At 67.4% G+C, this 19,024-nt stretch carries 20 protein-coding genes and 4 tRNA genes; 5 read left to right on the top strand and 19 right to left on the bottom strand.

Features of this window, described 5'->3' with window-relative positions:
- Positions 1–7: 7 nt before the first annotated feature.
- The 10 genes from AAFP35_RS16460 to AAFP35_RS16415 all read right to left on the bottom strand — a co-directional run bounded on the left by AAFP35_RS16460 (position 8) and on the right by AAFP35_RS16415 (position 7,929).
- Complete coding sequence (locus AAFP35_RS16460) at positions 8–865, bottom strand: DUF2786 domain-containing protein (protein WP_419222703.1); 858 nt, start codon at positions 863–865, stop codon at positions 8–10.
- Between the two features lie 112 nt (positions 866–977).
- Positions 978–1,436 carry a VOC family protein gene (locus tag AAFP35_RS16455; protein ID WP_419222702.1) on the bottom strand — a complete coding sequence of 153 codons (459 nt, stop codon included), beginning with the start codon at positions 1,434–1,436 and terminating at the stop codon, positions 978–980.
- Positions 1,433–1,879, bottom strand: a complete 447-nt coding sequence (locus tag AAFP35_RS16450) for a helix-turn-helix domain-containing protein (RefSeq protein ID WP_419222701.1) — start codon at positions 1,877–1,879, stop codon at positions 1,433–1,435. The genes AAFP35_RS16455 and AAFP35_RS16450 overlap by 4 nt, the downstream gene beginning before the upstream one ends.
- An 11-nt stretch (positions 1,880–1,890) precedes the next feature.
- A complete protein-coding gene (locus AAFP35_RS16445; protein ID WP_419222700.1) occupies positions 1,891–2,844 on the bottom strand; it encodes an L-lactate dehydrogenase in 954 nt (317 codons plus the stop codon).
- A 199-nt stretch (positions 2,845–3,043) separates the two neighbouring features.
- Positions 3,044–3,760, bottom strand: a complete 717-nt coding sequence (rplA, locus tag AAFP35_RS16440) for a 50S ribosomal protein L1 (protein ID WP_419222699.1) — start codon at positions 3,758–3,760, stop codon at positions 3,044–3,046.
- A 414-nt stretch (positions 3,761–4,174) separates the two neighbouring features.
- A complete protein-coding gene (rplK, locus tag AAFP35_RS16435) occupies positions 4,175–4,609 on the bottom strand; it encodes a 50S ribosomal protein L11 (RefSeq protein WP_419222698.1) in 435 nt (144 codons plus the stop codon).
- A 127-nt stretch (positions 4,610–4,736) separates the two neighbouring features.
- The gene (gene nusG / locus AAFP35_RS16430; protein WP_419222697.1) at positions 4,737–5,591 is read right to left on the bottom strand and encodes a transcription termination/antitermination protein NusG; all 855 of its coding nucleotides are present in this window, start codon (positions 5,589–5,591) and stop codon (positions 4,737–4,739) included.
- A 75-nt stretch (positions 5,592–5,666) separates the two neighbouring features.
- Positions 5,667–6,116, bottom strand: coding sequence for a preprotein translocase subunit SecE (gene secE, locus AAFP35_RS16425; protein WP_419222696.1), 450 nt, complete (start codon positions 6,114–6,116; stop codon positions 5,667–5,669).
- Positions 6,117–6,154: 38 nt separating this feature from the next.
- A tRNA-Trp gene (locus tag AAFP35_RS16420) sits at positions 6,155–6,227 on the bottom strand.
- Positions 6,228–6,522: 295 nt separating this feature from the next.
- Positions 6,523–7,929 carry a PLP-dependent aminotransferase family protein gene (locus tag AAFP35_RS16415; protein WP_419222695.1) on the bottom strand — a complete coding sequence of 469 codons (1,407 nt, stop codon included), beginning with the start codon at positions 7,927–7,929 and terminating at the stop codon, positions 6,523–6,525.
- Between AAFP35_RS16415 and AAFP35_RS16410 the strand changes: the two genes are divergently transcribed.
- A complete protein-coding gene (locus AAFP35_RS16410) occupies positions 7,928–8,875 on the top strand; it encodes a DMT family transporter (protein ID WP_419222694.1) in 948 nt (315 codons plus the stop codon). The genes AAFP35_RS16415 and AAFP35_RS16410 overlap by 2 nt on opposite strands.
- Before the next feature lie 123 nt (positions 8,876–8,998).
- Here AAFP35_RS16410 and AAFP35_RS16405 read toward each other — a convergent pair whose 3' ends face one another.
- The 5 genes from AAFP35_RS16405 to AAFP35_RS16385 form a co-directional block, all read right to left on the bottom strand.
- Positions 8,999–10,093 (bottom strand): fused (3R)-hydroxyacyl-ACP dehydratase subunits HadA/HadB, encoded by a 1,095-nt coding sequence (locus AAFP35_RS16405; RefSeq protein ID WP_419222693.1) that lies wholly within the window; start codon positions 10,091–10,093, stop codon positions 8,999–9,001.
- Positions 10,094–10,387: 294 nt separating this feature from the next.
- Positions 10,388–10,555, bottom strand: a complete 168-nt coding sequence (gene rpmG / locus AAFP35_RS16400; protein ID WP_003929651.1) for a 50S ribosomal protein L33 — start codon at positions 10,553–10,555, stop codon at positions 10,388–10,390.
- A gap of 83 nt (positions 10,556–10,638) precedes the next feature.
- Positions 10,639–10,712: transfer RNA gene (locus AAFP35_RS16395), tRNA-Met, on the bottom strand.
- 21 nt (positions 10,713–10,733) lie between these two features.
- Positions 10,734–10,806: transfer RNA gene (locus AAFP35_RS16390), tRNA-Thr, on the bottom strand.
- A gap of 135 nt (positions 10,807–10,941) precedes the next feature.
- A tRNA-Tyr gene (locus AAFP35_RS16385) sits at positions 10,942–11,022 on the bottom strand.
- Between the two features lie 293 nt (positions 11,023–11,315).
- Between AAFP35_RS16385 and AAFP35_RS16380 the strand changes: the two genes are divergently transcribed.
- Positions 11,316–11,807: a YajQ family cyclic di-GMP-binding protein gene (locus AAFP35_RS16380; protein WP_419222692.1), complete on the top strand. Its 492-nt coding sequence runs from the start codon at positions 11,316–11,318 to the stop codon at positions 11,805–11,807.
- Positions 11,808–11,852: 45 nt separating this feature from the next.
- Here AAFP35_RS16380 and AAFP35_RS16375 read toward each other — a convergent pair whose 3' ends face one another.
- On the bottom strand, positions 11,853–12,515 hold the full coding sequence (locus AAFP35_RS16375) for a hypothetical protein (RefSeq protein ID WP_419222691.1): 663 nt from the start codon (positions 12,513–12,515) through the stop codon (positions 11,853–11,855).
- A gap of 97 nt (positions 12,516–12,612) precedes the next feature.
- Between AAFP35_RS16375 and AAFP35_RS16370 the strand changes: the two genes are divergently transcribed.
- Positions 12,613–13,539, top strand: coding sequence for an oxidoreductase (locus AAFP35_RS16370; protein ID WP_419222690.1), 927 nt, complete (start codon positions 12,613–12,615; stop codon positions 13,537–13,539).
- 47 nt (positions 13,540–13,586) lie between these two features.
- Here the strand turns inward: AAFP35_RS16370 and htpX are convergent, their stop codons facing one another.
- Positions 13,587–14,450: a zinc metalloprotease HtpX gene (htpX, locus tag AAFP35_RS16365; RefSeq protein WP_419222689.1), complete on the bottom strand. Its 864-nt coding sequence runs from the start codon at positions 14,448–14,450 to the stop codon at positions 13,587–13,589.
- A gap of 141 nt (positions 14,451–14,591) precedes the next feature.
- Entirely contained in the window at positions 14,592–15,611 is a 1,020-nt protein-coding gene (locus AAFP35_RS16360; RefSeq protein ID WP_419222688.1) for a polyprenyl synthetase family protein, read from the bottom strand.
- A 102-nt stretch (positions 15,612–15,713) separates the two neighbouring features.
- Here AAFP35_RS16360 and AAFP35_RS16355 point away from each other — a divergent pair, with 102 nt between their 5' ends.
- Together AAFP35_RS16355 and AAFP35_RS16350 are read left to right on the top strand one after the other, a co-directional pair.
- A complete protein-coding gene (locus AAFP35_RS16355) occupies positions 15,714–17,033 on the top strand; it encodes a geranylgeranyl reductase family protein (RefSeq protein ID WP_419222687.1) in 1,320 nt (439 codons plus the stop codon).
- Between the two features lie 186 nt (positions 17,034–17,219).
- A complete protein-coding gene (locus AAFP35_RS16350) occupies positions 17,220–18,182 on the top strand; it encodes an oxygenase MpaB family protein (protein ID WP_419222686.1) in 963 nt (320 codons plus the stop codon).
- A gap of 87 nt (positions 18,183–18,269) precedes the next feature.
- On the opposite strand, the gene AAFP35_RS16345 is transcribed toward AAFP35_RS16350, so the two are convergent.
- Positions 18,270–18,998: a demethylmenaquinone methyltransferase gene (locus tag AAFP35_RS16345; RefSeq protein ID WP_419222685.1), complete on the bottom strand. Its 729-nt coding sequence runs from the start codon at positions 18,996–18,998 to the stop codon at positions 18,270–18,272.
- Between the last annotated feature and the right edge of the window lie 26 nt (positions 18,999–19,024).

Raw genomic sequence — 19,024 nt, 5'->3', positions numbered from 1 at the left:
AGGACGCTCATGCCTCCAACGCGCCCCGAGCGCCACCGAACTCACGGTCGGGGCCGATCTTCGCCCGGCGGCCGGCATGGTCACCGGCTCGGCGAGCCGCCTCGGAATAACCCGCCGACGCGCTCGACGGCCGCCACGTGCCGCGTGCCGTGGACTCGGACCTGTAATAGTCGGCGACCTCGATCTCCTTGTTGCGCAACACCAATTCGGTGGTGACCCGCCCGTTGTCCGCCGGGACACGCGCCCCGTCCGGCCGGTTCTCGGCATCGGCGTCCAAGGCCTGCGCCCGAGCCTGTGCACGCGCCTCGCCGAGGCGGGTGCCGATGCGCTCGGCGAACGCCGACTGGAAGTTGAGACGCGCGGTGATCGGTGAGAGCGGCTTGGTCTCGACGACACGTCGGGCACGCCAGCCGGACCCACGCGTCACCACCCGGGAGAACTGTTCCCCCTTGTAGGCACCCGACCTGAGATAGCCGTCGCTGGCCGCGACCATCTGCACGACGAGCGAGGTGTACAGCGCCTCACAGGTGTCGATGTCGGCCTCGAATCCATAGGCCAGCACGAAGGTGGAGTTGCCGGCCACGTCGACGGTGACATCGTTGGCGCGGGCGATCGCCACGAACAGCTGGACGTAGGTCTTGAGCCCCCGCTTGCCCGCCTCCCCGATCGCGATCTGCCGTGACAGCGGCGTGGTCCGCGCCTGCGCCGCCGGATCATGCGCGCGGGCGACCGCCAGGTCGATCGATGCCGTCGTCGCCAGCCGCTGCGCGGCCTGCATGAACGTCTCCGCCTCATGCGGGTTGTCCGTTCCCTCGGCCTGCCGCAGCAGCGCCGCGATCCGGGTCAGCAGCTTGTCGTCGCGCATATGTATCAGACTATCGAGCGGCCCGATCGGTTCCATTCCGGCCGAAATCGGCACCGACGACGCTCGATTGCCGCCACATCCGATCGGCCGGTGACTCTCCCGCCCCCGACGATCACCCTTCCGGTGACCAGCGCGCGAGATCGTCGTCGGTGATCTCGCGGTCCGCGGTCCGCTGGGTGATCCGGATGTGATTGCCGAACGGGTCGCGCAACGCGCAGTCGATCCCGTACGGCTGTTCCTCGGGCACCTGGGTGAACTCGACGCCCTTCGCGAGCAACTCGGTGTAGGTGGCCCGACAATCGTCGGCCGACAGGATCGCCGCCGTGCCCAAGGCGCCCTGCGTGAGCAGGTCACGGACCTTCTCCGCGGCCGTATCCGACATCGCGGGCGGTCCCGGCACCGTCAGCAGGATCTCGCGATCGGGTTGCCCCGGCGCGGCGATGGTCAGCCACCGCATGAAACCCATGTCCACGTCGGACCCGACCACGAAACCCAGTTTGCCGACGTAGAAGTCGAGTGCGACGTCATGGTCGAGGACGAAGACGGAGTGGATGCTGATGCCGGTGATCATGGTTTCGACCGTACGGGCGGTGTCGTCGACGTCGCTTCTCCGAAACTGCTCGGTCGTGCATGGTCTTTGATGAAGCAGGTCGGGACCCTGGCGGCCGGCACGGATCGCCGGTATTCGCTGGGACTGCGGCCGATGATGGTCGCGAAGGTCCTGCTGAAGGTGCCCAGGCTGCCGTATCCGACCGCGAACGCGATGTCGGTCACCGACGAATCGCCGTCGCGCAGCAGCGCACACGCGCGTTCGATCCGGCGTCGCTGCAGATACCGATGCGGTGTCTCACCGAACACGTCGCGGAAGCGTCGGATGAAATGTGCGGGCGAGAGCACCGCGACCTGCGCCAGCGCCGGGATGTCCAGGGGCGAGGAATAGTCACGGTCGATCGTGTCGCGCGCGCGGAGGAGCCGACGGTTCTCCTCCTCGGTGGGACTCCATCGCACGGCCACGGGCTTGCCGGTCAGAGACCGAACTTGGCCTGCATCCCGCGCAGCGTCTCCGCCGACGACATCAGACCGGCCAGCTCGGACTCCGACATGGGCATCTCCAGCCGCGTCTGCGCCCCACCGCGATCGACGATGGTCGGCAGGGACAGACACACGTCGTCGAGACCTTCGTAGCCGGTCGCAACCGTCGACACCGGCAGCACCCGATGCTCGTTGTTCAGGATGGCCTCGACGATGCGGGTCGCCGCCAGGCCGATCGCATAGTTGGTGGCGCCCTTGCCCTCGATGATCTTGTACGCCGCGTGCACCACCTCATGATGGATCCGTTCGCGCGCCGCGGCGTCGATGGCCTGCTCACCGGGAAGCGGTTTCCAGTTGAGCAGGGGTACACCGCCGATGCTCGCCGAACTCCACAGCGGGATCTCGCTGTCCCCGTGCTCGCCGACGATGTAGGCGTGGACGTTCTGCACGGCGACGCCGCAGTGCTGCGCGATCAGGAACCGCAGTCGCGAGGAGTCGAGGACCGTGCCCGAACCGAAGACCTGGTGGTTGGGCAGCCCGCTGTACTTCAACGCCGCATAGGTGACGATGTCGACGGGGTTGGTCACCATGACGTAGATGGCGTTCGGTGCCACCTCGATGACCCCGGGCATGATCTTCTGGGTCAGTCCGATGGTGGCCTCGGCCAGTTCGAGCCGCGACTGTCCGGGCTGTTGTTTGGCGCCCGCGGTGAAGACCACCACGTCCGCGTCGGCGCATACCGCCACATCGTCGTCACCGATGATGTCGGCGCGCGGCACGAACTCCAGCCCGTGCGACATGTCGAGGACCTCGGCGGTGACCTTCGCGGTGTTGATGTCCATCAGCGCGATCGTCCGCGCCACACCCCGGATCAGGGATGCGTAGGCGACGGCGGTGCCGACCGCCCCCGCTCCGATGATCGCCAACTTGGTGGGTCGGGCCTCCATCACATCACCGCCTGGGTCGTCGTGATCGTCCGGTGTGCGCAGCGCACACCTGTTACGAGTCTTAGTCGATTCTCGGCGCACACGCCCGCCAATCGGGGATGTCGTCGTCCAGGGTTCATCGCGGCCATCTACTGGAAACGACGAACCCCCGACGTGACCGTCGGGGGTTCGTGGTGATCTACCGCTCAGATGTCGGTACTCAGGCCTGCGGGGCCTCCGCGAAGTTGCGGGTGACCGCCGGGTCGACCGGGATGCCCGGGCCGGTGGTCGTCGAGACGGTGACCTTCTTGATGTAGCGGCCCTTGGCGGCGGACGGCTTGGCGCGCATGATCTCGTCGAACGCGGCGCCGTAGTTCTCCGCCAGCTTCTCGGTGTCGAACGACGCCTTACCGATGACGAAGTGCAGGTTCGCGGCCTTGTCGACGCGGAAGTTGATCTTGCCGCCCTTGATGTCGTTCACAGCCTTGGTGACGTCGGTGGTCACGGTGCCGGTCTTGGGGTTCGGCATGAGACCGCGCGGGCCCAGGACACGTGCGATACGGCCGACCTTGGCCATCTGGTCCGGGGTGGCGATCGCGGCGTCGAACTCCAGCCAGCCGCCCTGGATCTTCTCGATGAGATCCTCGGCGCCGACCTCGTCGGCGCCGGCGGCGGTCGCCTCGGCGGCCTTGTCGCCTGCGGCGAAGACGATCACGCGGGCGGTCTTACCGGTGCCGTGCGGCAGGTTGACGGTGCCACGGACCATCTGGTCGGCCTTGCGCGGGTCGACGCCGAGGCGGATGGCCACCTCGACCGTCGAGTCGGCGTTCTTCGACGACGTGTCCTTGGCGAGCTGTGCAGCTTCCAGCGGGCTGTACAGCTTGGTGCGATCGACCTTCTCCGCTGCGGCGCGGTAGGCCTTGCTCTTCTGTGCCATTGCTCTGTTCTTTCTCCGTGTGTGTGTCTGTTCGGGTTAGTGGTTGTTGGGCCGAGCCGGCCCTCCCACGAGTTCTTCTCCGCTGATCGCGAGTTGCCGCCTGTCCGAGCGTCCCCTCCCGCTGATCGAGAGTTGCCGCCAGTCCGAGCGTCCCCTCCCGCTGATCGAGAGTTGCCACCAGTCCGAGCGTCCCCTCCCGCTGATCGAGAGTTGCCACCAGTCCGAGCGTCCCCTCCCGCTGATCGAGAGTTGCCACCAGTCCGAGCGTCCCCTCCCGCTGATCGAGAGTTGCCACCAGTCCGAGCGTCCCCTCCCGCTGATCGAGAGTTGCCACCAGTCCGAGCGTCCCCTCCCGCTGATCGAGTAGCTGCGAGCCGCTAGGCGAGCAGCGTATCGAGATCACTCAGCGACGAGTCAGCCTTCGACCGTGATACCCATCGACCGTGCAGTGCCGGCGATGATCTTCGCGGCCTGGTCGACGTCGTTGGCGTTGAGGTCCTCGGCCTTGGTCTTGGCGATCTCACGGACCTGGTCCATCGAGACCTTGCCGACCTTGTTGACGTGCGGCTCGCCCGAACCCTTCTGCAGACCGGCAGCCTTGAGCAGCAGCTTCGCGGCAGGCGGGGTCTTCAGCTTGAAGTCGAACGAGCGGTCTTCGTACACGAAGATCTCGACCGGGATGACGTTGCCACGCTGCGACTCGGTCGCTGCGTTGTACGCCTTGCAGAACTCCATGATGTTCACGCCGTGCTGACCGAGCGCCGGACCCACGGGCGGGGCCGGGTTGGCCTGGCCTGCCTGGATCTGGAGCTTGATGATCCCGGCGAGCTTCTTCTTCTTGGGAGGCATCTTGATTCCTTGTTTGTTTCTTGCTGATCCACGTCCGCTGGAGGCGTGGAAGTCTGTTGTCTGCTCCGGGAGGAGCGTCACGCTCGGCGAGAAGCGAACGTGCCTGCGCGGTTGGGCGCCGCGCGAGCTAGATCTTCTCGACCTGGTTGAAGTTCAACTCGACCGGGGTCTCGCGACCGAAGATCGAGACGAGCACCTTGACCTTGCGCTGCTCGGCGTTGACCTCGCTGATCGACGCGGGCAGCGTCGCGAACGGGCCGTCCATGACGGTGACCGATTCGCCGACCTCGAAGTCGACCTCGATGACCGACGTCGCCGCAGCGGCGGCGGCCTCGACACCCTCGCCTGCCGACTTGGCCGCAGCAGGCTTCTTGGTCTCGACGCGCGGCATGAGGAACTGCAGCACCTCGTCGAGCGACAGCGGCGACGGCTTGGAGGTCATCCCCACGAACCCGGTCACACCGGGAGTGTTGCGGACCGCACCCCACGAGTCGTCGTTGAGGTCCATGCGCACCAGGATGTAGCCGGGCAGCACCTTGCGGTTGACCTTCTTGGGCTGACCGTTCTTGATCTCGGTGACCTCTTCGGTCGGCACCTCGACCTGGAAGATGTAGTCGCCGACGTCGAGGTTCTGCACGCGGGTCTCGAGGTTGGCCTTCACCTTGTTCTCGTACCCGGCGTAGCTGTGGATCACGTACCACTCACCGGGTGCGCGCCGGAGCTGCTTGCGCAACTCCTCGACCGGATCGGCTTCCTCTGCGGGAGCGTCGGCCGCCTGCTCGGCATCGACCTCGTCGGCGGCTGCGTCGTCGGCGTCCTCGGCCGCTTCGCCACCGTCGACCGCTGCGGCGTCATCCTCGGCTGCCTCGACCTGTGCCTCGACACCAGGATCGTCGGTCTCGTCGACGGCATCCACCACGGACGTGTCAGCGTCGTCGATCCCCTCTGGGGTCGATTCGATCTCGTTCTCCGGGGTGCTCACTGCAGCCCACGCTCCTCTTTCGTTCGGTCGGCGGTTTGCGCCATCGCGGCCTCACCGTCGCCCGTTGCGGGCTCGTCAGCCGAATACCAGCAGGACGAGCTTGGCGAAGCCCAGATCGATACCCGAGATGAAGGCGGTCATGATGACGACGAACACCAGCACGACGATCGTGTAGGTGATCATCTCGCGGCGCGACGGCCAGATGACCTTCTTCAGTTCGGAGACGACCTGCTGCAGGAAGAGCCAGATCCGGACGAACGGATTGCGACTCTTCTCCGCAGGCGCCTTCTTCTTGCGTTCTGCGACCGCGACCGCGGATCCCCCATCGGAATCCGTGTCGCTGCCGGTGGCCGAAGCACTCGCCGAGGATCGACGGCGCGACGACCGCTTGCCCGACGGACGGAGTTCGGTCGACTCCTCCGCAGCGCCCGCGGCGTCCTCGCGACTTTCGAGCTCCTCCACGGCGTCCGCGGAGGATGCCTCCGCGGAGTCCTTGGCGCGGGCGGCTCGATCTCGCTTGCTCACCTTCGAGGTCCTCTCGTCAACGTGTGCCCTCACCAGGGCAGGGGCGACAGGACTTGAACCTGCAACCTGCGGTTTTGGAGACCGCTGCTCTGCCAGTTGAGCTACGCCCCTTTGCGGTCCCGAAAGACCGCGCGTCCAATTCCTCCTCACAAAACCAACGCGCCACCCTATGGGCAGCGCGCAAGTCAAGAGTCAATCAGACACTTCAGTGTAGAACATCGTCCGCGCCGAACCCAAAACGCCTCGACACGTCCCTTCTTCCACATCCGTGCCACGTCACCCAAACCGCCTCCCCGAGGGGCGCCGACCGGGGCGACCACTTCGAGCTTACGCATGCCGCGGCGGGAACCCGACCGCACCGGTCGGACGACGACGCGATGGACTCGGCTCACGGCGCCGCCACCGGCTACAGGGCACCGGCCAGGATGGCCACCGCGTCGGGGTATCGCTGCGCGGGTGCCGCGGCGAAGTTGAGGCGGACGAACGGCCCGGTCGGTTCGGTGGGAAACCACTCCCCACCGGGCGAGATCGACAGCCCGCGCGTCAACGTGCGCGCCGCGACCGCGTCCGGATCGGCGGGCATGCCATCGCTGCCGTGAGCGGGCAGCGACACCCAGACGTTGAACCCGCCGCGCGGCGGGTTCGGCACCTCGAGCATCGGGGCACCCGCCGCCAACGCCGCCAGCAGCACGTCGCGTCGGCCGCGCAGCTCTCGCTGCAGGTGCTGCAGATGGCGCCGCCACACCGGCCGCGTCACGACGTCGAGGGCCACAGCCTGCAGGATCGGCGACACATACAGATCCGACACCGTCAGCGCGTTCTCGATCCGCGACCGCGCCGGGCCACGGGCCAGCAGAACCGCCACCCGCACGGTCACCGACAGGCTCTTGGTCAACGACCGGATGTAGACGACGTGGCCGTCGGGCTCGTCGGAGACCAGCGGCCGAGGCGTGACGTCCATCGCCAGGTCGTGCGCCCAGTCGTCCTCCACGACGAACGCCCGGTGCGCCCGCACCACCGACAGGACGTCGTCACGCTGCGCAGGCGTCCACACGTCACCGGTCGGGTTCGCGAAGGTCGGTTGCACGTAACACAGCCGCGCCCCCGACGACGCGAATGCATCGTCGAGGTCGGCGGCACTCGGCGCACCGTCGGTGCGGGGCACCGGCACGATGACCAGTCCGGCCTGTCGGGCCGCGGCGATGGCACCCCAGTAGGTCGGCGATTCCATGACGATGGCATCCCCCGGGCCGGCGAGCGCACGAAACGTCGCCGACAGTGCGGCCTGCCCGCCGGAGGCGATCACCGCATCGGTGTCGCGCCACCCGTCGAGTCCGAGGTCGTCGACGAACCATCGTCGGAGTCCGGGGAGGCCCGCGGTCGGTGGACGTCGGAACGGATCGTCGGCGCCACCCCGGGCCAGCCGCGCGTACGCGCTGCGTAGCTCCCGCATCGGTAGCAGTTCTGCGTCGGGATAACCGCTGTGCATCGCGATGGTGTCGTGCGGGATCTGCCGCATCGACGAGCCGACCGGCGACTGACCGGCACGCTCGGGACCCAGGGCTGCGGTCTGCCAGGACACGTCCGGGGGCCTGCTCTCATCGGCCCTCTGTCGCACGAATGTGCCCAGGCCTGCACGGGTCTCGACCACCCCCTGCGACACCAGTTGCGTCAGTGCGCGCTGCACGGTCACCGGGCCGGCACCGAACCTGGCGGCGAGCGCCCGCGTCGACGGCAATCTGTCGCCGGGCTGCGCGGCCGCCGCGAGAGTATGCAGATGACGCACGATTCGAGCGCTGCTATCGTCTGACATGAATAGACATGATAGCGCTATCGGCACGAATGGCCCGGTGATATCGCCGGGTATCGCCTGGGGGCTGCTGGGTGTGTGCGCGTTCTCGTTCACGCTCCCGATGACTCGCGTCGCCCTGGCGGGCCTCGACCCCATGGTGATCGCCTGCGGCCGCGCCGTCGTCGCGGCACTGCTGGCGGTGGTCGCGCTGGCTGTCGGTGGTGGTCGTCTCCCCACCGGCAATCAGTGGCTGCGTCTGATCCCGGTGTCGCTCGGGGTCGTCGCCGGTTTCCCGGTCCTGACGTCACTGGCCCTACGCGACGTCGACGCCGGACACTCGGCGATCGTCATCGGACTGCTGCCGGCTGCCACCGCGGTGGTGGCCGTCCTGTGGACCCGCGAACGCCCGGGCCGACGATTCTGGCTGGGAGCCGCGGTCGGGGTCGTCGCGACCCTCGCCTTCGCGCTGGCCGCCCACGGCACGACGGCGACGATGGGTGCAGGCGATCTCTACCTGCTCGGGGCCGTCGTGCTGGCGGCCGTCGGCTATGCGCAGGGCGGTCGGATGGCACGCGAACTCGGCGCGTGGCAGACGATCTGCTGGGCATTGGTGCTTGCCGTTCCGGTGATGGCACCGGCGACGCTCATCGCGCTCGCCGGTCGCCTCCCCCACGCGACCGGCGGTCAATGGGCGGCGTTCGGCTATCTGTCGGCGGTCAGCATGTTCCTCGGCTTCTTCGCCTGGTATCGCGGTCTGGCGATCGGCCCGATGACCACCGTCAGTCAGATCCAGCTCGTCCAGCCGGTGCTGTCGGTCTCGTGGGCGGTCCTGCTGCTCGGCGAGCACCTCGACGCCGCGCTCGTCGCGGGCGGCATCGCAGTGATCGGCTGTGCCGCCTTCACGGTGCGCAGCCGGGTGGCACCGGCGCCGACGCCGGCAGTTCCCGAACGCTCCGCGGTCACCTGACGCCGACGTCCCGACGGGCCTCACCCCCGACAAACGCCGAGGGGGCACATCATCGGATGTGCCCCCTCGGCGTGAATCGTTGCGCAGTGAATCGGTTGCGCTGTGAATCGGTTGTGCTGGGGATCAGTTGAACTGGATCTTGGCCTGCGCGCGACCGAAGATCTTGCGATCACCCTGCTTGGCGACGATCGCGATCACGCCCTGGCGGGTCTCCGGGTCGAGCGACTTGATCTTGCCGGTGAAGTCGACCGCGGCACTGTCGTCTGCGGGCACGTACACGGGGCTGGTGAAGCGGACGTTGTACTCGCAGAACGCGGCCGGGTCACCGATGAACTCGGAGATGAAGCTGGCGCCCAACCCCATCGTCTGCATGCCGTGCGCCACGACGCCGTCCATCCCGGCAGCGGTCACCAGATGGTCGGAGAAGTGGATCGGGTTGGGATCACCGGCGACGCCTGCATAGTTCGTGAGGTTGCCGCGGGTGAGCAGGAAACGCTTGGCGGGCAGCTCCTGGCCGGCGGTCAGCGTGTCGAAGTCGATCGCGCTGTACGCCGACGGCGACTGGGTCGGGTCCGGGCGTTCGTAGCGGCCCGGTTCGGGCTCCACGGTGCGTCCCACCTGGCCGGTCTTGTCGACCTTCATCATCACGTGGTCGAGCGACTCGGCGAGCTCCGGGGCCACCTCCATGCCGGGGCGCGCGGCCAACGACGTGTACGTGGTCATCACCGGTTCGCCGTGCTGGTTCCAGATGACGTTCTTGGTGACCATCAGGTCGATCAGCTCGGGGCTGGTGACGTGACGGAAGGAGTCCAACGACACGTCGCACACCAGCTGGTCGCCGACCTTCATGGGCTGGTGATAGATCAGCCGCTGGTCGGTCTGCATGATCTGCCACAGGTCGTAGCCGGTGACGACGTCCTCGAAGAGTTTGCGCTGCGCGATGATGCCGAGCACCGAAACGTAGGTCGGGGCGGCGATCAGCGTGTCGTGACCCATCCGACGGGCCTCCGACTCATCCCAGTGGGTCGGATGCGCATCCTGCACGGCCATGGCGTGCTTGCGCACTTCCTCGCGCCCGATCTCGTAATAGTCGTCGACCGTGTAGTTGAACCCGACCAGCGAGCTCGTGTGGTCGGCGATCTCCTGCGGAGTGAGCTTCGCGGCGCCGTTGTTCAGCGCGTCGAGCCGCTCCTGGAGTTCGGTGTCGGTGACAGACATCGGATGCCGCTCCTTCACTCAGCCATCCATGTGGCTTGCAATCTCATGAACCGATCCTCGCAAAGGATCCGGGCTGGTTCACTCAGGTAGACGTTGCGCGCGTCGTTGCAACTGTGTCGCTACCGCTCGGTTGTACTGCCGTCCGTACTCTTCGTTCGCCACGAATCGGGCCGTTCGGGTCGATGCCCCCATTGTGCCGATCCCGTGGCTGTGCCGATCCAATGGCTGCGGGCTACCTCTCGGTGAGAAGTAGCCCGCGAAGTCCTTGTGTCGGAAAGGCCGACGATCGCTTCGTCAGCGCGATTCCTTGTGCGCCTGGTGCTTGCCGCAGTTCGGGCAGAACTTTTTGATCTCGAGGCGGTCGGGATCGTTGCGACGATTCTTCTTGGTGATGTAGTTACGGTGCTTGCACACCTCGCACGCCAAGGTGATCTTGGGGCGGACATCTGTTGAGGAGGCCACGTCGTTGCCTTCTTTCGGGTGGTACGTCGGTGGGCTCGGAGCCCATTTGTGCGTCGGCTCCGTGCTGGTCGGAACCGCTCGAGTAGCGGTGGAGGGACTCGATCCCTCGACCTCACGATTATGAGTCGTGCGCTCTAACCAGCTGAGCTACACCGCCATGTGGACTGGAGGTCCAGCGAGCCCCCTGACGGAATCGAACCGTCGACCTTTTCCTTACCATGGAAACGCTCTGCCGACTGAGCTAAGGGGGCGTGCCCGGGTCGCTCACACCGTGGTGTCGTGAGCGGCTCGAGAGCCTTAACGAGGTTACACGCAGATCTAGGCGCTCACCAAATCGCTGGTCACGATCGGTGGCGAGCGCCGAATATCAGCGTTTTACCACGTTGTGGCAGGTATAGGATTCGAACCTATGTAGCTTGCGCGACGGATTTACAGTCCGCTCCCTTTGGCCGCTCGGGCAACCTGCCGTGCCGTTCTTCCGGCCGGTTACCCGGTCGTTCGAACAACGCCGTGAAGAATACAACGAACTCACGGTATCCATGCAAACCCGCTGGTCAAAACGTTGAGCAATGTGCCGCGCGGTGAAGTTCGTCACGTAAATCGGACGGGCAGATGGCGGTCGCCGCATCGCCGAGCACCCTGCCGCCGGGCGCGCCGCGTTCGTCCGACTCGGTCTCGTTCGCGCACGCGCCCGATCTCACCGAGATCATCTCGCAACTCCGCTGACGGGTGCGTACGCGCGCCGACTACGCTGACCGTCATGGCTGATTCTTCGTTCGACGTGGTGAGCAAGGTCGACCGCCAAGAGGTCGACAACGCCCTCAACCAGGCCGCCAAAGAGCTCTCCCAACGCTATGACTTCCGCGGCACCAACACCGGGATCGATTGGTCCGGCGAGGAGACCATCGTGATCACCTCGGATGCCGAGGAACGCGCGCTGGCCGGGCTCGAGGTCTTCAAGGAGAAGCTCATCCGTCGCGACATCTCGCTGAAGGCGTTCGACGCCGGCGAGCCTGCGTCGTCGGGCAAGACGTTCAAGATCTCCGGGAAGATCGTCGAGGGCATCGACTCCGAGCATGCGAAGAAGATCTCCAAGAAGATCCGCGACGAGGGACCGAAGGGCGTCAAGGCGCAGATCCAGGGCGAGGAACTGCGGGTCTCGAGCAAGAAGCGCGACGACCTGCAGTCGGTCATCGCACTGCTCAAGGGCGAGGATTTCGGGATCGCGCTGCAGTTCGTGAACTACCGCTGACAGAACTACCGCTGACGCGGCGCCGACGGACCGAGTGGATCGGTCCTAGACGATGCCGAGCTCGCGCGCCCGCACGCCAGCCTGGAATCGTGATTGCGCGCCGAGAGCCTCCATCAGTTCGGCGACGCGTCGTCGGTACGTGCGCACGCCGAGATCCAGGCGCCGCGCCGCGGTCTCGTCCTTGACGCCCTGACCGAGCAGGTCCAGCACCTGCGGTGCCAGCCGACGGATGTCCTCGATACGCGCGTCGTAGGTGGCCAGGTCGGTCGCTGATCGCCACGCCGCCTCGAACAGAGACGACACGCCCTCCACGGCCTCGGGCTGGGTGATGACGCTGTAGCTGCGCGTGCCGGCGACCCGGTTGCCCGCCAGTATGACCAACCGCTGATCGACGATGATCGTCTCGTTGATCTCGTCGGCGGTGACGCGGATCTGCGCGCCGTGCCGGTCCCGGCGGTCGGCCAGGTGCCGGGCGGTCACCGGGTCGAGCAACATCCCCGCACGGTAGATCTTCCGGATTCGCATGTCGCCGGGGTGGCCACGGCCGGTCAGTTCGGGCGGCTCCCGCCGCGAACCGTGGGCCCAACTGAACGTCCACAGGTCGTTGGCCGCACACGCCATGTCGGTGGCGGAGGCGAACAAATGCTCGGTGCGTCGGAACAGTTCCTCTTCGCCACGCACGACCGTGACGGCATCTGTGGTGCGCATGCCGTCCATTGTGCGCCGCAGGCGACGTTCCCCGCGGGGTTGGCAGCTTACTGCCAACCGCGGTTCGCGCCACCCCGCGCGGTCCATGCTGGCAGTCATGACCACAGAAACCTCGAGCACCACCACGGCGACCGCCGATGCCGCAGGCACCTGGCCCCTCGGCGATCGCACCGTCAATCGGCTCGGCCTGGGCGCCATGCGACTGGGCGGCATGCCCTGGGACGCCCCGCGAAGTCGTGACGACGCGATCGCCGTACTCCGTCGCGCCGTGGAACTCGGCGTCGATCACATCGACACCGCGGCCTTCTACTTCACCGATCGACGCTCCTCGAACGAGCTCATCAGCACGGCTCTGCAGCCCTATCCCGAGCACCTGGTGCTCAGTACCAAGGTCGGTCCGAGCCGCTCCCGCGAGGGCGAGTTCGAACCGATGGCCCGGCCCGAACAACTGCGCGCCCAGGTCGAGGAGAACCTTCGTCAACTCGGCGTCGACCGCATCGACGTCGTCAATCTGCGCTGGGGCACCAGCATGGACAAGACGCCCGGTTCGCTGGCCGACCACCTCGGCGCGCTCGTCGAGCTACGGCAGGCCGGACTCCTCGGCGGGATCGGCATCTCCAACGTCACGGTCGAACAGCTCACCGAGGCAACCGAGATCACCCCTGTGGTGAGCGTGCAGAACCGCTACGGGATCACCGACCGTGCCGACGACGAACTGGTCCGGCGCTGCGGTGAACTCGGTATCGCCTTCGTGCCGTTCTTCGCCGTCGCGACCGCGACGGGCGCCTCCCCCGACCCTGCCGACAACACCGGGCGCCGCGAGATAGCGACCGTCGCCGCGGCGCACGACGCCACCCCGGCACAGATCCGGTTGGCGTGGACGCTGCACCGCGGCCCCCATGTGCTCGCCATTCCCGGCACGGGCAATCCGAAACACGTCGAGGAGAACATCGCCGCCGCCGGTCTGCGGCTGAGCGCCGACGATCTCGCCATCCTGGAGCGCATCGCGTCGCCCGGCGACTGAGCCGGCACGTGTTGACGCGGCCGGGCGCCTCGGGACGATCGACCGCGTCAGCGGCCGGCGTGCGGTCCGCGTCGCGCCATCTCCTGCAGACGCGCGATGCGATCGGCGGTCGGCGGGTGCGTGGAGAACAGCTTCGCCACGGCGCCACCCCGGAAGGGGTTGGAGATCATCAGGTGCGACTGGGCCTCGATCTTCGGGTCCTCGGGCAGCGGCGCGCGATCGATACCGCCGCTGATCTTGGCGAGCGCCGACGCGAGCGCCAACGGGTCACCGGTGAGCTCCGCGCCGGATTGGTCGGCCTGGTATTCCCGCGACCGCGACACCGACATCTTGATCACGGTCGCCGCGAGCGGACCCAGCAGCGAGATCATCAGCACGCCGAGCAATCCCGGGCCGTTGCCGTCGCGGTTGCCGCCGAAGAAGAACGCGAAGTTGGCGAGGCCGGTGATGATCGACGCCATCGCACCGGCGATCGACGAGATGAGGATGTCGCGGTTGTAGACGTGCGACAACTCGTGACCGAGCACCGCACGCAGTTCACGCTCGTCGAGCAACCGCAGGATCCCGGCAGTGCAGCAGACCGCGGCGTTCTTCGGGTTACGCCCGGTCGCAAAGGCGTTCGGCGATTCGGTGGGACTGATGTAGAGGGCGGGCATGGGCTGGCGGGCCGCGGTCGCCAGCTCTCGGACGATCCGATACAGGACCGGGGCCTCGACCTCGGTGACCGGCTGTGCACGCATCGACCGCAGCGCCAGCTTGGCCGAGTTGAAGTAGACGTAGGCGTTGGTGCCGATGGCGATGAGCACCGCGACCACCAGGATGGTGGGATTGCGGAAAAGAGCGCCGATGCCGACGATGATCGCCGACATCACGCCCATCATGACCGCGGTCTTCAGTCCGTTGAAGTGCATCTGTGCCTCGCTGTCGGGTGGCCCGGCGCCATCGCCCGGGTGTGTTCTCCTACGACAAACGAACCAGACGCCGGCTTAGTTTCCGGGTCGATGCCGCTCTCGCCGATCGGCCAGCGGCGACACTCGACCCGTTGACGAACGCTAGCCGGTCCGATCGATGGTGTAGCGCACCAACGACGACAACGCACCGTGCGCCGGACCGTCGGGCAGCTCGGCCAGCACACCCTGCGCCTCGGCGGCGTAGGCGTGCAGACGCTCGTGCGCCTGCGCCATCCCCGACGATGCGTTGAGCACCTCGATCGCCTCCGCGACGACCGCGTCGTCGGTCACCGCGACGGCCTTGCCGGTCGCCGGGTCGCACAGCAGCTCACGCAGGCGGGTCGCCGCGGTGTCGTCGGCACGCAGCGCGTAGAGCACCGGCAGCGTGTGCACGCCCTCACGGAGGTCGGTGCCGGGTGTCTTACCCGAATCACCACTGGCCGAACTGATGTCGATGATGTCGTCGGACACCTGGAACGCGGTGCCGATGATGTCGCCGAGACGGGACAGTCGCTCGATGTCGTCGGGGGTGGCGTCGGCGGCCATCGCACCGAACCGTCCGGCCGCCGCGATCAGCGAGCCGGTCTTCTCCCAGACGACGCGCAGATAGTGGTCGATCGGGTCGACCCCCGCAGCCGCGCCGACGGTCTCGCGCATCTGACCGGTCACCAGTTCGGCGAAGGTCTCCGCGATGATCCGCACGGCGTCGGGTCCCAGCGTCGACACCAGACGCGATGCCCGCGCGAACAGGAAGTCACCGGAGAGGATCGCCACACTGTTGCTCCACCGTGCGTTCGCGCTCGACGCCCCGCGACGCATCGGCGCCTCGTCCATCACGTCGTCGTGGTAGAGCGTCGCGAGGTGGATCATCTCCACGACGGTGGCCGAGGTGATCACCTCGGAGGCATCCGGGCGCGCGCCGAATCGGGACGCGAGGATGGCGAACATCGGCCGAAAACGCTTGCCGCCGGCCCGGGCCAGGTGCGTGGCCGCCTCCGTCATGATGTCGTCGCCCGACGACAGCTCCGTCAGCAGCAGGTCCTCGACCTGCGCCAACGACCCCCGCACCGTCTCGGCGAACTCATCGGTGCCCAGGTCGAGCCCGGCGAATGTGGACTTCACGCGCTCTGCCGCCCCATCTCGTCGTCGGTCGCCGCCGGCCCTGCAGGGTCGGCTGCCGTGCTGCCGAGCCTATCCGTTCGACCGCCCCGACATACTGGTCGGGTGAGCAGCGCGATACCGCAGGACGGCAAGCCGCCGACGACGAGGAACGCAGAGCCGGCCCGACCACCCGTCGCGGGGCCGCCACCTCGGCACGCCGACGTCCTCGTCGTCGGCGCCGGACCTGGTGGCTCCGCTGCGGCAGCCCATGCCGCGACGGCCGGTCACGACGTCGTCCTGCTCGACGCGGCCACCTTCCCGCGCGACAAGACCTGCGGCGACGGCCTCACCCCGCGAGCGGTTGCCGAACTCGATCTGCTCGGACTCGCCGGCTACCTCGACGACCGGCCCCGCATCGACGGGCTCGCCCTGCACGGTTGGGGCGCCGAGCAGAAGGTGCGGTGGCCGTCGGGACGGTTCCCGGCCTACGGCAGCGCCGTCGCCCGTACTGAACTCGACGACACGCTGCGCGCCGTCGCCGTGTCCCGGGGAGCGCACATGGTGCAGGGCACCAAGGCGGTCGACGTCACCATGCAGGGTGACCGGATCGCCGAGGTCATCGTCGACGACGGCACCGGCCGCACCCCGATCGCGGTACGCGAGGTCATCGTCGCCGACGGTGTGCGGTCCGGACTCGGCAAGGCACTGGGCCGCCGATGGCATCGCGACACCGCCTACGGTGTGGCGGCCCGCGCGTACGTGTCGTCGCGGCGGGCCGACGACAACTGGATGGGGTCCCATCTGGAACTGCGCGGCCCCGACGATGCCCTGCTGCCCGGCTACGGCTGGGTCTTCCCACTGGGCCGGGACATGCTCAACGTGGGAGTCGGTGCGTTGGCCACGTCGAAACGGCCGGCACACATGGCGCTGCGGCCGATCCTGGAGCACTACACGCGCATGGTCTCCGACGACTGGGCGATCGACTCCGCTCCGCAACGCCTCACTTCGGCGCTGCTGCCGATGGGCGGCGCGGTCAGCGGGGTGGCCGGACCGAATTGGATGCTGATCGGTGACGCCGCCGCGTGCGTGAATCCGTTGAACGGCGAGGGCATCGACTATGCGCTCGAAACCGGCCGCCTGGCCATCGAACTGCTCGACGACACACGTCGCGCACCCGACCACACCACCAGGTGGCGCGAGATCCTCGTCGACCACTACGGACTCGCGTTCTCCGCGGCCCGCCGCCTCGCCGGCTTGTTGACGGTCCCCCAGGCCGTACCCACCCTGGGCCGACCGGGCATCCGCTCGGCCCGACTGATGTCGATGGTGGTGCGCGTGATGGGCAACCTCATCACCCCCGACGACGCCGACCTCGTCGCCCGCGCCTGGCGTACCGCGGGACGTGTCTCCACCGTCGTCGATCACCGGCCGCCCTTCGACTGACGCGGCAGGCAAGCGATCACCGACCGTTCCCGGAGCCGCGAACGGGCCACCACAACATTCACCCGCGCCGAGCGTGCACCCGCACCCCCGGGCCGGTGAGCGTGCCCTCACACAGGACCGGAAACGACCCCACGCGAACTACCCGCCAACGACGCGTTGGAACAATTTTGGTGATATGTTCCAACCATGCCCTCCGTCTCCACCCTCGTCACCCGGACACGTGCTGCCGTGCGCGATCGCATCACCACCCGGTATCGCCTGCGCGGCGAGATCGCCCGCCTCGACGCGTCCGACGACGCGCAGCTCGTCGCCCAGAGTCTCGCCACCCGCGAGTTTCCGTGGGGCATCACCCAGTCGCTGAGCTTCGCACTGTTCCGCACCTATGCGGTGCCCTCGATCGGCGAGCTGCTCTACGACACCGGCGAGTTCACCGAACACCCCCAGAAGCGCTACGACGACACGGTGCTGCTGCTCGACGCACCGGTGGAGCACGGCTTCGACAGTCCGCGCGGGCGCGCCGGCATCCGCCGCATCAACCAGATGCACGCCATGTACGACATCTCCAACGACGACATGCTGTACGTGCTGTCGACGTTCGTGGTGTGCCCGGTGGAGTGGGTCAATTCCTACGAGTGGCGCTCGTTGACCCGACACGAGGTGGTCGGACTCACGAATCACTATCGGAAACTCGGAAAACACATGGCGATCAAGGACATCCCGGAGACCTACGAGGGTTTCAAGGAGTTCTACGAGAGCTATGAGACCGCGAACTTCGCCTTCAGCCCGAAGTCACTCGCGGTGGCCGACTCCACCCTCGACCTTCTCGGCACCTTCATGCCGTACCGGCTGCTTCCGCGGGCGGTCGTGCGTCGAATGTCGTTCGCACTCATGGACGATCGCCTCCTGCACGCCTTCGCCTACCCGAAACCGACCGCGATCGAACGGGTACTGGTTCGCGGCGGACTCAAGGCCCGCGGCCTGGCGATCCGACTGTTCGCCGCGCCGCGCCGCGACCCCCTCTTCGGCCGCATGACCAAGGAGGTCCGCGGTTACCCGAACGGCTACGAGATCGAGGATCTCGGCACATTCACCCCAGGATGCCCTGTCCCGCATGGCAATCCAGCAGAACCCAGCCTGATCGCCGAGTAACCGAGTACCCCTGACGGCCGCCATCCGACAGGCCTGCCCGTCGGCGGGCGCCGACGAAGCGGCGCCGCACGTCGGAGCCGCGACCACTCAGCGAATGGCCGAGTGGATCGCGGCGATCCCGCCGGTAAGGTTCTGCCAGCGCACCTGCCCGAAGCCTGCCTCGCGGATCAGGTCGCCGAGCCCGAATTGGTCGGGCCACGCCCGGATCGATTCCGCCAGATAGACATACGCGGCAGGGTTGCTGGACACCCTGGTCGCGACTGCGGGCAGGGCCTTCATCAGGTACTCCATGTACACCGTTCGAAACGGCCCGAACGTGGGCGTGGAGAACTCGCAGATCACCAGTCGCCCACCGGGTTTCAACACCCGACGCAATTCGGCCAGGGCGATGGGGACGTCATGCACGTTTCGCAGGCCGAACGAGATCGTCGCCGCGTCGAACGACTCGTCGGCGAACGGTAGCGCCATCGCGTCGGCCGCGACCTTGGGGACGTCCCGGTCGGCACCGGCCTTGAGCATGCCCAGCGAGAAATCCGCTGCCACACAGTGTGCGCCCGACGATGCGAGCTCCACCGTGGACACCGCGGTACCTGCGGCCAGATCCAACACGATGTCGCCCGGCCGCAACGCCAGCGCCTTGCGGGTCTTACGACGCCACCCGCGATCCTGCCCGAAGGAGAGCACCGTGTTGGTGAGGTCGTAGCGCTTGGCCACACCGTCGAACATCGCCGCGACCTCGGCCGGATCCTTGTCGAGCGTCGCCCGCTCGACGGCCGGGTGATCCTGCGGGGCCTGATCGGCCGAACCTGCTGCCATGGCGACTACGCTACCGGCCCGGCCCC

The organism is Gordonia sp. CPCC 206044 (assembly GCF_048537895.1).
GTDB lineage: Bacteria > Actinomycetota > Actinomycetes > Mycobacteriales > Mycobacteriaceae > Gordonia.
The sequence above is the reverse complement of the archived record's forward strand: the minus strand, read 5'-3'. Positions and strand labels throughout refer to the sequence as shown.

Excerpts from the sequence above, each read along its gene's own strand:
- AAFP35_RS16460 (WP_419222703.1), bottom strand. The coding sequence starts at position 865 with ATGCGCGACGACAAGCTGCTGACCCGGATCGCGGCGCTGCTGCGGCAG.
- AAFP35_RS16455 (WP_419222702.1), bottom strand. The coding sequence starts at position 1,436 with ATGATCACCGGCATCAGCATCCACTCCGTCTTCGTCCTCGACCATGAC.
- AAFP35_RS16445 (WP_419222700.1), bottom strand. The coding sequence starts at position 2,844 with ATGGAGGCCCGACCCACCAAGTTGGCGATCATCGGAGCGGGGGCGGTC.
- rplA (WP_419222699.1), bottom strand. The coding sequence starts at position 3,760 with ATGGCACAGAAGAGCAAGGCCTACCGCGCCGCAGCGGAGAAGGTCGAT.
- rplK (WP_419222698.1), bottom strand. The coding sequence starts at position 4,609 with ATGCCTCCCAAGAAGAAGAAGCTCGCCGGGATCATCAAGCTCCAGATC.
- AAFP35_RS16410 (WP_419222694.1), top strand. The coding sequence starts at position 7,928 with ATGAATAGACATGATAGCGCTATCGGCACGAATGGCCCGGTGATATCG.
- AAFP35_RS16415 (WP_419222695.1), bottom strand. The coding sequence starts at position 7,929 with ATGTCAGACGATAGCAGCGCTCGAATCGTGCGTCATCTGCATACTCTC.
- AAFP35_RS16405 (WP_419222693.1), bottom strand. The coding sequence starts at position 10,093 with ATGTCTGTCACCGACACCGAACTCCAGGAGCGGCTCGACGCGCTGAAC.
- AAFP35_RS16380 (WP_419222692.1), top strand. The coding sequence starts at position 11,316 with ATGGCTGATTCTTCGTTCGACGTGGTGAGCAAGGTCGACCGCCAAGAG.
- AAFP35_RS16375 (WP_419222691.1), bottom strand. The coding sequence starts at position 12,515 with ATGCGCACCACAGATGCCGTCACGGTCGTGCGTGGCGAAGAGGAACTG.
- AAFP35_RS16370 (WP_419222690.1), top strand. The coding sequence starts at position 12,613 with ATGACCACAGAAACCTCGAGCACCACCACGGCGACCGCCGATGCCGCA.
- htpX (WP_419222689.1), bottom strand. The coding sequence starts at position 14,450 with ATGCACTTCAACGGACTGAAGACCGCGGTCATGATGGGCGTGATGTCG.
- AAFP35_RS16350 (WP_419222686.1), top strand. The coding sequence starts at position 17,220 with ATGCCCTCCGTCTCCACCCTCGTCACCCGGACACGTGCTGCCGTGCGC.
- AAFP35_RS16345 (WP_419222685.1), bottom strand. The coding sequence starts at position 18,998 with ATGGCAGCAGGTTCGGCCGATCAGGCCCCGCAGGATCACCCGGCCGTC.